The sequence below is a fragment of the Streptomyces sp. NPDC006743 genome (assembly GCF_040703815.1).
Lineage (GTDB): Bacteria > Actinomycetota > Actinomycetes > Streptomycetales > Streptomycetaceae > Streptomyces.
Window position 1 is genome coordinate 1 of sequence record NZ_JBEYJA010000022.1, and the last position, 13,524, is coordinate 13,524.

A 13,524-nucleotide genomic window follows, 5' to 3' on the forward strand; every position below is an offset into this window, starting at 1 on the left:
GGCGGGGGGGCGGCCGCGCCCCCCCCCCCCCCCCGCCCCTGCCCCCTGAGTCATGCGCGTCAGCGCAGGCGGCCCGCGCCCGCGCCGCGGCCGACCAGGGCCGGGACGGACCTCGGGGGGTCCACGTGCGTGCGCAGGACGGGCGTCCAGCCCGCGCCCGCCTGGAGGACCTCGGAGGGGACCTCGGCGTTGTGGACGGCGATCAGGTCGGTGCGCCTGCCGTTGACGTAGTTGTCGGCGGCGCTGACCGGCGCCTCCTTCCACTTCTTCAGGATCATGCCCGCGCCGGTCCCGGCCGGCAGGGTGAACGCGTTGTGCTCGGCGACGAGCTGCGACTCCATGCCGATGCCGTAGCTGTAGCCGTAACCGGGGCCCGCCACGAAGTGGTTGTCGTAGGAGTCGACCTGGCCGAAGCGGATCCGCGGGGCGCGCTCGACCAGGTTCGAGAACAGGTTGTGGTGGAAGGTGACCTTCAGGTGGCCGCGGTCGACGGCGGCGGTGGCGGCGCTGTCGCTGTTGCCGATCAGGATGGTCTTGTCGTGGTCGGTGAAGACGTTCCAGGACGCGGTGACGTAGTCCGCGCCCTTGACGATGTCCAGCTCGCCGTCGTGCTGTTCGTAGATCCGGCCGTAGTAGTGCGGCAGGGTGCTGTCGGGGTGGTCGCCGTCGGTGAAGGTGTCGTGGTCCATCCAGACGTGGGTGGAGCCATGGACGACGGCGCTGTCGTACTCGGAGTTCCAGTTGCCGTCGGCGGTGTCGGTCGGGTCCCACTGCGGGAAGCAGTCCAGCGGGCTCTCGAAGGTGAGGTTGCGGACGATGACGTCGTCGACGCCCTTGATCTGCAGGCTGGCGCCCTTGAAGCCGGCGTCCTCGCCGACGCCGATGATGGTGGTGCGGGCGGGGACGTAGGCCTTGATGAAGGCGTCCTGGCGCGCCTGCGAGGCGCGGCGCAGGCCCTCGGGGCTGTCGTCGGGCTCGGCGGAGAGGTCCTTGTCGCGGCCCCAGGTCTCGGGGGCGTACGTCTTCAGGTAGGTGTCGAAGTCGTAGCCGGGCACGGCGAAGGAGTCGCAGCCCGGGCCGTCCGCGTCGATGGTCCCCTTGACCTTGATGATCTTCGGGGCGTCCCCGCCGGCGGCGAGGGCGGCCTTGAAGGCGTCCCAGGTGGTGACGGTGTAGACGTGCGCGGCGTCGGCCCGCGCGCCGCCGGTGGTGCCGGTTCCGTAGGCGCCCCAGCCGTCCTCGGCGGCCAGCACCTGGCGGGCGGGGTCGGTGTGCCGGGGGCAGGGCCGGGCGGAGGCGGTGGCGGTGGTGGCCGCCAGCACCACGGCCGTGCAGCCCGCGGCCACCGCGGCCATCCGGCGGACGCGGGCCGCGGACCTCCCGCTGCCGCGCCCCACGTTACTGACGTGATCATGACATCTCGGGGTACGCACTGTGCGGTTCTCCTCGTTTACGGGGCCGAAGCCGGCCAGGTGATCCAGGACGGGGGGATCTCGTCGTGCAGGCGGACGACGTCGTGCGGCGCGAGCACACGGGTGCGCAGCAGCTCCCGCGCGACCAGCCGTGCCACGGCGACGGCGCCCGGCGGGTTGAAGTGCGTGTTGTCCTGCTCGGTGGCGGTCCAGTTGAAGTACGTCTTGGTCCCCTCGGGGCCGAGCCGCTGCCACAGCGCGAGCGACAGCGCCTCGACGTCGAGCAGCGGCACGCCCTCCGCCGCGGCCAGCGCGCGCATCGCCGCCGGGTAGTCGCCGTGGGTGGGCACGGCGTCTCCGGCCGCGTCGAACCTGCGCCGCTCCACCGGCGTGGCGAGGACCGGACGGGCACCGCGGGCGCGGGCCCCCTCGACGTACAGGCGCAGGTGGTCCTGGTACGTCGTCCAGGGCTCGGTGTACCGGGCGGGGTCGTCCCGCTTCTCGTCGTTGTGCGCGAACTGGACGAGCAGGACGTCGTGCGGGCGGATCACGGAGAGGACGACCGCGAGCCGCCCCTCGTCGACGAAACTCTTCGAACTGCGCCCGTTCACGGCGTGGTCGGCGACGGTGACCCGGTGCCCCAGGAAGACCGGCAGGGCCATGCCCCAGCCGGTCTCGGGGGCCTCGTCGGCGTACTTCTGGGCGGCGGTGGAGTCACCGGCGATGTGGAGGGTGCGGGCCGGGTAGCGGCGGCCCGCGGCCCGCGCCGTGCCGGGCGCCGCGAGGGCGGCCGGCACGGCGGCGAGGGCCGCGGCGGTGAGCTGTCTGCGAGAGGGGCCGGCAAGGCCGGCGGGGCCGGTGAGGGACATGCCGCCGGTCAGCCCCTCTGCTGCTTCCACTCGGCCTGCGCCTTGTTCAGCTGGCCGGCCAGCGTGTCCAGGAACTGCTTCGCGGTCATCTTGCCGAGCAGCAGCTTCTGGAAGTTCGGCTCGTTGTCGGCCTTGGAGATGGTGTTCCAGTCGGGCAGGTAGTACGGCAGCTGCACGATCTTCGTGTTGCCGCCGTTGAGCGCCTCGGCCGCCAGCTTCGTCGGCTCGGACCGCTGGATCCAGGCGTCCTTGGCGGCCTCCGTGTTGGCGGGCACCTGTCCGGCGGCCTCGTTGAACTTGGAGTTCTCCGCGGCCGAGACGGCGAACTCGATGAACTTCCAGGCCGCGGTCTTGTTCTTGCCGGCCTTGAACAGGCTGAGTCCGTCCACCGGGTTGGACACCTGCACCCGGCTGCCGTCGGCCAGCGTCGGGTTGGGGATGCCGCGGAACTTGTCCTTGCCCAGCGCCTTGAGGTGGTCCTGGTAGGAGCCGAGGTTGTGGCTCAGCATGCCGATGGTGCCGCTGTCCCACTGGGCGACCATCTTGGTGAAGTCGTTGTTGACGTCGGCGGAGGGGGTGTCCTTCTTGTAGAGCGCGACGTACTTCTCCAGGGCGGCCACGTTCTTCGGGTCGTCGACGGTGGTCTTGTCGCCGTCCCAGAACGAGGTGATGCCGCTCTGCCCGTAGACCGCGTCCAGGGCCGGGGCGATGGCGCCCTCGCCGCCGCGGATGGTGAAGCCGAAGGCGTTCTTGCCCTTGTCGGTGAGCTTGTCCGCGGCCTGGTAGAACTTCGGCCAGCTGGTCGGGGCGTCCAGACCGGCCTTCTCGAACAGGTCCGTGCGGTACCACAGCGTCCCGTTGTTCACGGAGGTCGGCACCTGGTAGAGGGTCTCGCCGCCGCCCGCCGCCTTGCTGACGCCGAGCAGGTTCTGGCTGAGCTTCCCGTTCAGCGTGCTCTTCGCCAGCCGCCCGTCCAGCGGCTCAAGGGCGCCCTGGGCCGCCAGTTCGGCGAGCATGGCGGTGCCCACGCCGCCGACGTCGGGCAGTCCGCCGCCCTGGATCGCGGTGTCGTACTTGGACTGGGCGCTCGCCGCCGGGATGCCGACGTAGTTGACCTTGATGTCCGGGTACTTCTTCTCGAAGTCGGCGATGACCTGCTTCCAGATGTCGGTGCGCACACCGCCGTTGTTGTCCCAGAAGGTGATCTCGCCCTTGCCGGACCCCTCGGCCCCCTTGGCGCCGCCCGACCCGCTGCCGTCGTCGCCGCAGGCGGTGGCGGTGAGCGCGAGCGCGGAGCCCAGCGCGACGGCGAGGGCGGCGCGGCGCCTGCTTCTGTGGATGGTGGTCTTCACTGATCGGCTCTTCATGGATCGGCTCTCTTCTTCCGGATGCGACGAGAAATCGTGAAGCGGTGCGGAGCGGGAAGTCGTTGAGATCGGGAGACGGGTGCGATCGGGAGACAGACGAGGTCGGGAGATCGGTGAGGTCGGGCGTTCGTCGAGGTCGCGGGGGGTGTCTCACGGAGCGGTGACGCGGAACCGGGTGAAGCCGGCCGTCCCGGCGTGCCCCGGCCCGGCGGGCGCGCACGCGAACAGGCCGAGCAGGGCACCGACCCAGCGCCAGGGGGTGGCGGCGAAGACCTGGCCGGAGGGCCGCGGACCGTCGCCGAGGTCGTAGAAGAAGCGGCAGCGCGCCCCGGCGCCGATCTCGACGCGCAGCCCGGCCCGTCCGCCGGGTGCGGGGCACGCGGGGCCGGCGTCGCGTTCGCCGCCGCCGTCCCCTTCGGCGAACCGGTGCACCAGGCGGACCGTGCCGTCGCCCTCGCGGCGCAGCCCGATCCAGCAGTACGCGTCCCCGAGGACGGCCAGTCCCGCCCGCGCCCCCGGGCCGGTGCCGTCCAGGCGCAGTTCCGTCTCGACCGTGCAGGGCCGGCCCGGCAGCCGCTGGGTGAGGACATGGGGCAGGGTGCGCAGGTCGTCGGCACCCTGCGAGCGGACACAGGTCAGCCGCAGGCCGTCGCCCGAGTGGTGGGTGGCCCAGCCGTCGCGGGGGTTGGCGCTCCACTGCCACTGCCGGCCGTACCGGCCGCCGGGGAAGTCGTCGTCGGTGGCGGGCGCGGCGGGCGGCTGCGGCGGCAGGGCGGGTTTGCGGTGGACGGCGACGGGGGCGCCGTCGTCACCGATGACCGGCCAGCCGTCCCCGCCCTCCCAGCGCATCGGCTGGAGGTGGACGACCCTGCCGTACGCGCCGCGCTGCTGGAAGTGCAGGAACCAGTCCTCACCCTGCCGGGTGCGCACCCAGCCGCCCTGGTGGGGGCCGTTGACGCCGGTGTCCTTCTGCTCCAGGACGACCCGGTGCTCGTAGGGTCCGAAGAAGTCGCGCGCGCGGAAGGCGCCCTGCCAGCCGGTCCCCACTCCCCCGGCGGGGGCCAGGATCCAGAACCGGCCGTCGTGCCGGTACAGCTTGGGCCCTTCGAGGGTGAACCAGCCGGGGATCCGGTCGGCGTCGACGATCACCTTGCCCTCGTCGAGGAGTTCGGTGCCGTCGGGGTGCATGCGGTGGCCGGTGAGCCGGTTCTTGACGCCGGAGCGGGAGCGGGCCCAGGCGTGCACGAGATAGGCCTCGCCGGTCTCCTCGTCCCACAGCGGGCACGGGTCGATGAGTCCCTTGCCTGCCTTGACGAGGTGGGGGCGGGTCCAGGGGCCGCGGAAGGCGGGGGCGTTGATCTGGAAGATGCCGTGGTCGGGGTCGCCCCAGAAGATCCAGAAGCGGTCGTCGTGGTGGCGCAGGGCGGGCGCCCACACCCCCCGGTCGTGGCGGGGCAGGCGGAACTCGGCGTCCGGTTCGAGGCGTTCGAGGGCGTGCCCGACCAGGGTCCAGTTGACCAGGTCGCGGGAGTGCAGCAGCGGCAGGCCGGGGGCGCGGCCGAAGCTGGAGGCGGTGAGGTGGTAGTCGTCGCCGACGCGCAGCACGTCGGGGTCGGACCAGTCGGCGTCCAGGACGGGGTTCGCGTAGGTGCCGTCGCCGAGGTCGGCGCCGGGCAGGCTCATCGGGCCACCGCCTCGCGGGCCAGGGCCGCCGCCTCGTCGCGGCCGAGCCGGCCGTCGGCGACGACGGTGACGACGCGGCGTACGACGCTCTCGCCGGGGGCGACGGCCAGCCGTTCGGCGCAGGCCAGCGAGGAGCCGACGCCCGGGTAGTCGGCGGCCCGTACGAACCAGGGGTCGCGGCGGGTGGCGTCGGTGGCCCCGGCGAACACCAGGGTCCAGGTGCGCCCCGCCAGGGCCAGCCAGTCGGCGCGGGTGCCGTGCACCGCCGCCTCGCCGTCGGCCGCGCCGGTGAAGGCGTGCGCGGGCTCGTCCTCCTTGCGGGCGCGCCAGAAGAAACCGCCGTAGGCCGCGCCGGGGCGCCCGTTGGTGGCGGGGCTGCCGAGGGAGAGCGGGGCGCCGGTGACGTTGGTGAGGGAGAAGGAGAGGTCCAGGGTCCAGGCGGTGCCGGTGAGCGGGGCGGCGATGACGGTGCGGTGTTCCCTGAGCAGTTCACGGCCGACGGCCACCCAGCGCAGCTCCTCCTCGAAGCGGTCGCTCCCGCGCAGCGGGAACCCGGTGTGCCGCTGGGCGCCGTGGTTGTCCAGTTCGACCGGGCCCCGGTCGCGGACGAAGGTCCGGCCGCCCCAGAAGTTGTGCCCCTCGACGTCGGGGACGGCGACACCGACGCCGAGGTGGTGGAGGTGGTCGGCCGGGCTCAGTTCGGTGACGGCGGTGCCGGCCAGGGTGGTGACGGGGTGCAGGAAGGGGCGGGGGGCGAGCCGGCCGGGCAGTTCGGGCCGGGTGACGCAGCGGGCGACCGGGCGGCCCGCGACCCGCAGCACCGGGGAGTCGTTCGCTGTCATCCGCGGGTCATCTCCTTCGGCCGGGCCCAGGCGGCGCCGAGTTCGGAGTAGAGGGAGAGGGTGTCGGCCGCGGCCGCGACCAGTGCGTCGACGCCGGGCACGGTCCGCCGGTGCTCACCGGGGGGCGTCCGCCAGGCCGCGGCGGGCAGCGGCGCGGGGTCCGGGGCGGTGCGGACGGCTTCGACGAGCCGCATGAAGGCGCCCGTGGTGTCGGGCGGGACCAGCAGGTCCGTGCCGGAGGTGAGGTGCGCGAGCAGATTCTCCAGCAGGTCGGTGCGGCCGTGGTGGAACTCCTGCGGGCCGTGGCCCGCGCGTTGCAGCAGCACCCTGTCCTGCTTGTACCAGAAGGTGATCCGGCCGCTGGTGCCGTGCACCAGGACGTACGGCTCGCCGGGGTGTTCGGCGCACAGGGTGGCGGCGACGGTGAGCGGTGCGCGGGTGGTGGTGAGGCGGGCGCAGGAGGTGTCGTCGGACTCGATGGCGTTGGCCCGCCACAGCTCGGTCTCGATGCCGGTGACGTCCTGTGCGCGGGTGGTGCCGAGCAGGGCGAGGGCGGTGGCGGTGATGTGGGCGAGCGGGTTGGTGAGGACGCCGTCGACCACGTCGGTGCCGTTCAGGCGGCGCCTGCCGGCCCAGGGGGCGCGCCGGTAGTACGCCTCGTCGCGTGCCCAGGCTCCGGCGCCGCCCGCTCCGGTGACCTCTCCGATCGCGCCCTGGGCGATCAGTTCCCGGACGGCGGGCACGGCGTGCGAGCCCAGTGACTGGAAGCCGATCTGGCAGGCCACGCCGGCCCGTGCGATCCCGTCGGACAGGCGCCGGAACTCGGCCATCGACGGCGTGGGCGGCTTCTCCAGGAGGATGTGCACGCCCCGCTCGGCGGCGGTGAGCGCCAGGCCGGTGTGGGTGGGGATGGGGGTGCACAGGACGGCGACGCGCGCGCCGGTGGTGTCCAGCAGGGCGCCGAGGTCGGCGGACTGCGCGGGGCTGCCCAGTCCGGCGGGGATCTCGCCGGCGGTGAGCGGGGCCGGTTCGCAGATGCCCACCAGCCGGACGAGGCCCTTCCCCTGGAGGCGGCGGAGGTTGTCGAGGTGGGTGCGGCCGTGGCCGCGGGCCCCGGCGAGCACGACGGGGACGGGCAGGGACAGGGGTACCGGGGCGGGTGCGGTCGTCATCCCTTCACCGCCCCCGCGCTGAAGCCGGTGATCAGCCACTTCTGGATGAAGGCGAAGACGACGACCACCGGGACGGCGGCGATGATGCCGCCCGCGGCCAGGGCGCCTAGGTCGACGCTGTCCGCGCTCATCAGGGTGTTGAGGCCGACGGGGATGGTCTGCTTGCCCTGGTCGGACAGGAACATCAGGGCGAACAGGAAGTGGTTCCAGGCGTGCACGAAGGCGAAGGAGCCGACGGCGATCAGTCCGGGCCGCAGCAGCGGCAGGACGACGATCCGGAAGGCGGCGAACCGGTTGCAGCCGTCCACCCAGGCGGCCTCCTCCAGGGAGGGCGGCACGTTCCGGATGAAGCCGCTGATCAGGATCATCGACAGCGGCAGCTGGAAGACGGTCTCGGCGAGGATGACACTGCCCAGCGAGTTGATCATGGACAGCTTGGCGAAGATCTGGAAGAGCGGGACCAGCAGCAGCGCACCGGGGACGAACTGCGAGCACAGCAGCCCCAGCATGAACGCCCGCTTCATCCGGAAGTCGAACCGGGCGAGCGCGTAGCCGCCGGCCAGCGCCACCACCGTGGTGAGCACCAGCGTCGCCAGGCCGACCAGGACGCTGTTCTGGAAGTAGGTGCCGAAACTGCGCTCGGTCCACACCTTCTCGAAGTGGTCGAAGGTGACCGGCCAGGGCACCAGTGAGGTGGAGCCCGCCGGGCGCAGCGCGAACAGCAGGATCCAGTAGAACGGGATCAGGGTGAAGACCAGGTAGACCGACAGCGGCAGGTAGATGTGCCGGCGCGGTACCTCGTCCCAGGCGCGGCGCCGGCCGCGCGGGCGCTCGGGCGCAGGGGCCGCCCGTTCGGGCGCGGGGGCGATCTCGGTGATCACTTCTCGTCACCTCCGAACTTGCTCAGCCGCAGATAGACGATCGAGCAGAAGAGCAGGATCACGAACGCCACCGTGGTCAGGGCGGAGGCGTAGCCGAAGTTGTGGGCGTCCACGCTGGTGTTGGCGATGTAGAGCGGCAGCGTGGTGGTCTCGCCGGCCGGGCCGCCGCCGGTGAGGGTGTAGAGCAGGTCGACGTTGTTGAACTCCCACACCGCGCGCAGCAGCGTGGACAGGACGATGGCGTCCTTCAGATGGGGCAGGGTGATGTGCCAGAACTGCTTGAGGCGGCTCGCCCCGTCGACCTCGGCGGCCTCGTACAGGTCCTTGGAGACGGACTGGAGGTCGGCGAGGATGAGGATGGCGAAGAAGGGCACGCCCCGCCACAGGTCGGCGACGACCGCCGCCGGGAAGACGGTGGAGGTGTCCGACAGCCAGCTGGTGCCGTAGGAGCCGAGGCCCAGGTCGGCGAGGTAGCGGCTGATGCCGGTCTGGGAGTTGTAGAGCAGCACCCAGATCGCGGAGGTGAGGACCCCGGAGACGGCCCACGGGGAGAACACCAGCGCCCGGCCGAGCGAGCGGCCCACGAAGGTCTGGTTGACGATCAGGGCGAGGGCGAGTCCGAACAGGAGCTGGAGGCCGACCTCGACGACGACCCACTTGGCGCTGAAGGTCAGCGTGTCCCAGAACTGGGGGTCGTGGCGGAAGGCCTGGGTGAAGTTGTCGAGGCCGGCCCAGCCGTTGCGCCACGGTTTGGTGGGGTTGTAGTTGCGCAGGCTGTAGTAGAAGACGCTGAGCACCGGGTAGGCGATGAAGCCCAGCATGAGCAGGGCGGCGGGGGCGATCAGCAGGTAGGGCAGCCTGCGCGGCGTGGCGGAGGCACGGCGCCGCCGGGGTGGCGCGGGCGGTTTCGCCACGGCTGCGGCTTGGGCCATGACTGTTCTCCGTTCGCAGTGGGGCGGGTACAGCACGTGCGGGAAGCGCTTGCTATGGACACGTGATGGGGGGATCCGGGGGCTTCCCCGGTACGGCGCGGGTCAGCCCGCGTACGGGTCCGGGACGTTGCCCGGCCGGGCCAGGAACTCGAAGTCGCAGCCGGTGTCGGCCTGGGTGATCTGGTCGGCGTAGAGGGCGCCGTAGCCGCGTTCGTAGCGCGCGGGCGGCGGGGTCCACTCGGCCCGGCGGCGCGCCAGTTCCTCGTCGTCGACCTCCAGCCGCAGGGTGCGCGCCCGGACGTCGAGGGTGATCGCGTCGCCGGTGCGGACCAGGGCGAGCGGCCCGCCGACGTACGACTCGGGCGCCACGTGCAGCACGCACGCGCCGTAACTGGTGCCGCTCATCCGGGCGTCGGAGACGCGGACCATGTCCCGCACGCCCTGCTTGAGGAGGTGGCCGGGGATCGGGAGCATGCCGTACTCGGGCATGCCGGGGCCGCCCTGGGGGCCGGCGTTGCGCAGCACCAGCACGCTGTCGGCGGTGATGTGCAGCGACGGGTCGTCGATGGTGCGCTGCATGGTCCGGTAGTCGTCGAAGACGACGGCCGGGCCGGTGTGCCGCAGCAGGCGCGGTTCGGCGGCGATGTGCTTGATGACCGCGCCGTCGGGGCAGAGGTTGCCGCGCAGGACGGCCACCCCGCCCTCGGGCGCGACCGGGTTGTGGCGCGGCCGGATCACGTCGTCGTCGTGCACCCGGGCGCCGGCGAGCTGTTCGCGCAGGCTGTCGTGGGCGGCGGTGGGCCGGTCCAGGTGGAGCAGGTCGGGGATGCGGGAGAGGAAGCCGGGCAGGCCGCCCGCGAAGTGGAAGTCCTCCATGAGGTACTTCCGGCCGCCGGGACGGACGTCGGCGAGGACCGGCACCGTGCGGGCGATGCGGTCGAAGTCGTCGAGGGTGAGCTTCACCCCAGCCCGGCCGGCCATCGCGATCAGGTGGATGACCGCGTTGGTGGAGCCGCCGAGCCCGAGGACGGTGGTGACGGCGTCCTCGAAGGCCTCGCGGGTGAGGATGTCGCTCAGCCGGCGGTCCTTGTGGACGAGTCCGACGGCCGTCATCCCGGCCCTGGCCGCCATCCGGTCGTGACCGGAGTCCACCGCCGGGATGCTGGAGGCGCCGGGCACGGTCACGCCGAGCGCCTCGGCGGCGGCCGTGAGGGTGGAGGCGGTGCCCATGGTCATGCAGTGTCCGGGCGAACGGGCCAGGCCGCTCTCCAGTTCGGCCATCTCGCAGTCGCCGATGAGGCCGGCCCGCCGGTCGTCCCAGTACTTCCACATGTCGGTGCCCGAGCCGAGGACCTCGCCCCGCCAGTGGCCCGGCAGCATCGGCCCGGCGGGCACGAACACGGCGGGCAGGTCGACGCTGGCCGCGCCCATGAGCAGGGCGGGCGTGGACTTGTCGCAGCCGCCCATCAGCACGGCGCCGTCGACCGGGTAGGAGCGCAGCAGCTCCTCGGTCTCCATGGCGAGCAGGTTGCGGTAGAGCATCGGCGTCGGCTTCTGGAAGGTCTCGCTGAGGGTGGAGACCGGGAACTCCAGCGGGAAGCCGCCCGCCTGCCACACCCCGCGCTTGACGGCCTGGGCGCGCTCGCGCAGGTGGACGTGGCACGGGTTGATGTCGGACCAGGTGTTGAGGATCGCGATGACCGGCTTGCCCAGGTGCTCCTCGGGCAGGTAGCCGAGCTGGCGGGTGCGGGCGCGGTGGCTGAAGGAGCGCAGGCCGTCGGTGCCGTACCACTGGTGGCTGCGGAGGTCCTCGGGACGCTTGCGGGGCTCGCTCATATCGACCACCCGGCGGCGATGGCGGCGACCTCGGCGCGCCGGCTCTCGGGCAGCGGCTTGCTGGGCGGGCGCACGTCCCGGCGGCACAGGCCGAGCGAGGCGAGGGCCTCCTTGACCACGGTGACGTTGTCGGCGGAGCCGCCCGCGGCGCGCAGTTCCTCGAAGCGGCGGATCTGCTCCCACACCTTCATCGCGGCCGGGTAGTCGCCGGCCCGCAGCGCCTCCAGCATGTTCCGGGAGACGGCGGGGGCGACGTTGACCAGGCCGGAGGTGAAGCCGGTGGCCCCGGCGGAGAAGTAGGAGGGCGCGTACGGCTCGGCGAGGCCGGCCACCCAGACGAAGCGGTCCAGGCCCGCGTCCCGGGCGAACGCGGCGAAGCGGGCCGCGTCGGGGACGGCGTACTTGACGCCGACGACGTTGGGGCAGGCGTCGGCGAGTTCGGCGAGGCGGGCGCCCGGCAGCTGGGCGTTGCGCAGGTAGGGCACGACGCCCAGGTCGGGCACGGCCTCCGCGATGGCGCGGTGGTAGTCGACCCAGCCGCCCGGGGAGACGTAGGGGTGGACGGGCTGGTGGACCATGACCATCCGCGCGCCCAGTTCGCGGGCGTGCCGGGCGGAGGCGACGGCGGTGGGGATGTCGTGGCCGACGCCGACGAGGACGTTCGCCCGGTCCCGGCTCTCCTCGACGGTCAGTTCGGTGACCAGCCGGCGCTCCTCGGGCGTGAGGGCGTAGAACTCGCCGGTGTTGCCGCACGGGGTGAGGGTGGTGATGCCGCCGTCGAGCAGGCGGTGCAGCAGGGCCCGGTGGGTGTCGCGGTCGACGGAGCCGTCCTCGGCGAACGGGGTCACCGGGATCGCCACCACGTCGGCCAGGGCCGCCCGCTGGGTCTCGAAGGTCGCGCCGCTCATTTCCGGCCCTCCTCGGCGGGGCTGTCGGGGGCGTCCGGGGTGTCGAGGACCCCGGGGAAGGCCCGGTGCACGAAGGAGGCGATGTGGGAGTGCAGGGCGCGGGCCGCGCCGTCGGCGTCGCCGGCGAGGGCGAGCCGCAGGATCTCCCGGTGCTCGGCGGCCTCCCGCTCCCAGGAGGGGTCGGCGGACCAGGCCACGGCGGAGACCAGGGCGGCCTGGTCGCGGACCTCGTCGAGCATCCGCCCGAGCAGCGGGTTGCCGCAGGGCAGGTACAGGGCGCGGTGGAACTCGCGGTTGGCCAGCGAGCGTTCGGCGGTGTCCGTGGCCTCGTCGGCGCGCCGCAGGGCGTCCTGGGCGGCGTCGAGGGAGGCGGCGCGCCGGACCGAGCGCCGCAGCGCCTCCGGCTCCAGCAGGAGGCGTACGTCGTAGACCTCGCGCGCCATGTCCGCGTCCACCATGCGCACGGTGACGCCCTTGTACTGGTTCATCACCACCAGTCCGGTACCGGCCAGGGTCTTGAGCGCCTCGCGCACGGGGGTCTTCGACACCCCGAACTGTGCGGCGAGTTCGGTCTCGACCAGCGCCTGCCCGGGGGTCAGCTGCCCGGTGAGGATGCGGTGTTTGATCCCCTCCTGCACGAACTGCGTGCGGGAGGGGATGGGCGTGGGCACAGAGGTCATGCGCGCCTCTCGGATCTCGCGTATCGCGTCTCATATATGACGTACGAAGTACGACGCGATGAAGGTAAGAGGGGCACGGGACTTCGTCAACGCTTCTGACAGAAAAAGGGGTTGAGGGATATCGCCGGGTGCGGAGGAGAGCCGGCGCGGACGGGCCGGGGCCGGCTGGTCAGGGGCGGGGCCGCCAGTTCGGGTTCCGGCCGCTCAGGCCCACCGCCCGGTCCAGGAGCGGGGCGTGTTCGGGGACGGGGACGACGGGCCCGAAGATGCCGGCGCCCTGCTCCGGGTTCTGGCCGGCCGCGGCGCGCAGGAAGCCGTAGGCCGCCCGGAGCGCGGCCGGATCCGGCTCGTAGGCCTGGCCCGTGGCCAGGGCCAGGTCCCAGCCGTGGATGACCAGTTCGTCGGCGACGACGGCGCCGGCGACGTCCCCCGGCAGGTCGACGCCGCCCGCGCGGGTCATGCCGGTCCAGGCGGCCGGATCGCGCCATGCCTCGGCGAGGCCGTCGAGCACGCGGGGCAGTTCCTCGCGCCAGCCCGGCCCGACGTCCGGCACGGTCGTGTCCGGCCGGGTGTCGGTCGTGGCGCCCAGGTTCTTGCGGGCGGCGTCACGGAAGGCGACGGACAGGCCCAGCAGGTGTCCCAGGAGATGGCGGACCGCCAGGTCCGGGCAGGGCGTCGGGGCCGAGAGGTGCTCCGCGCGCACTCCCCGCGCCAGCCGGGCCACGACAGCGGCCTGTGGTCCCAGATCGAAGATCGGTTCGGTCATCGTCTGCTCCTCGAGATCGCGGGAGGTCTTCCCTCACCACAGGGGCAGACCGCCCCCGGCACCGGATCTCATCGGCCGCCGGGCCGGCGGTACGTGCGGGGGGAGGGGCGGGGCGCCGGGGTCCGGTGCGCTCAGCCGCCCCGGACCCGTGGCGCGGACCGTCCGCTCCCCGCTTC

At 72.9% G+C, this 13,524-nt stretch carries 12 protein-coding genes; all 12 read right to left on the reverse strand.

Going from position 1 to position 13,524, the window contains the following annotated elements; genetic code table 11:
• Window positions 1-59 precede the first annotated feature (59 nt).
• Window positions 60-1,355, reverse strand: a complete 1,296-nt coding sequence (locus ABZ719_RS19410) for a pectate lyase (protein ID WP_366726408.1) — start codon at window positions 1,353-1,355, stop codon at window positions 60-62.
• Between the two features lie 95 nt (window positions 1,356-1,450).
• Window positions 1,451-2,281 carry a rhamnogalacturonan acetylesterase gene (locus ABZ719_RS19415; RefSeq protein WP_366726493.1) on the reverse strand — a complete coding sequence of 277 codons (831 nt, stop codon included), beginning with the start codon at window positions 2,279-2,281 and terminating at the stop codon, window positions 1,451-1,453.
• 8 nt (window positions 2,282-2,289) lie between these two features.
• Window positions 2,290-3,633 (reverse strand): sugar ABC transporter substrate-binding protein, encoded by a 1,344-nt coding sequence (locus ABZ719_RS19420; RefSeq protein ID WP_366726494.1) that lies wholly within the window; start codon window positions 3,631-3,633, stop codon window positions 2,290-2,292.
• 165 nt (window positions 3,634-3,798) lie between these two features.
• Window positions 3,799-5,331, reverse strand: a complete 1,533-nt coding sequence (locus tag ABZ719_RS19425; protein WP_366726409.1) for a family 43 glycosylhydrolase — start codon at window positions 5,329-5,331, stop codon at window positions 3,799-3,801.
• Window positions 5,328-6,173: a PmoA family protein gene (locus ABZ719_RS19430; protein WP_366726410.1), complete on the reverse strand. Its 846-nt coding sequence runs from the start codon at window positions 6,171-6,173 to the stop codon at window positions 5,328-5,330. Before ABZ719_RS19430 ends, ABZ719_RS19425 begins: the two co-directional genes overlap by 4 nt.
• Complete coding sequence (locus tag ABZ719_RS19435; protein ID WP_366726411.1) at window positions 6,170-7,345, reverse strand: Gfo/Idh/MocA family oxidoreductase; 1,176 nt, start codon at window positions 7,343-7,345, stop codon at window positions 6,170-6,172. Before ABZ719_RS19435 ends, ABZ719_RS19430 begins: the two co-directional genes overlap by 4 nt.
• Window positions 7,342-8,226, reverse strand: a complete 885-nt coding sequence (locus tag ABZ719_RS19440; protein ID WP_366726412.1) for a carbohydrate ABC transporter permease — start codon at window positions 8,224-8,226, stop codon at window positions 7,342-7,344. Before ABZ719_RS19440 ends, ABZ719_RS19435 begins: the two co-directional genes overlap by 4 nt.
• A complete protein-coding gene (locus tag ABZ719_RS19445; RefSeq protein ID WP_366726413.1) occupies window positions 8,223-9,158 on the reverse strand; it encodes a sugar ABC transporter permease in 936 nt (311 codons plus the stop codon). Before ABZ719_RS19445 ends, ABZ719_RS19440 begins: the two co-directional genes overlap by 4 nt.
• Before the next feature lie 102 nt (window positions 9,159-9,260).
• Window positions 9,261-10,994 (reverse strand): L-arabinonate dehydratase, encoded by a 1,734-nt coding sequence (gene araD / locus ABZ719_RS19450; RefSeq protein ID WP_366726414.1) that lies wholly within the window; start codon window positions 10,992-10,994, stop codon window positions 9,261-9,263.
• Complete coding sequence (locus tag ABZ719_RS19455; RefSeq protein WP_366726415.1) at window positions 10,991-11,902, reverse strand: dihydrodipicolinate synthase family protein; 912 nt, start codon at window positions 11,900-11,902, stop codon at window positions 10,991-10,993. The genes araD and ABZ719_RS19455 overlap by 4 nt, the downstream gene beginning before the upstream one ends.
• Window positions 11,899-12,582: a GntR family transcriptional regulator gene (locus ABZ719_RS19460; RefSeq protein ID WP_366726416.1), complete on the reverse strand. Its 684-nt coding sequence runs from the start codon at window positions 12,580-12,582 to the stop codon at window positions 11,899-11,901. Before ABZ719_RS19460 ends, ABZ719_RS19455 begins: the two co-directional genes overlap by 4 nt.
• 169 nt (window positions 12,583-12,751) lie before the next feature.
• Window positions 12,752-13,348: a TIGR03086 family metal-binding protein gene (locus tag ABZ719_RS19465; protein WP_366726417.1), complete on the reverse strand. Its 597-nt coding sequence runs from the start codon at window positions 13,346-13,348 to the stop codon at window positions 12,752-12,754.
• Window positions 13,349-13,524 lie beyond the last annotated feature (176 nt).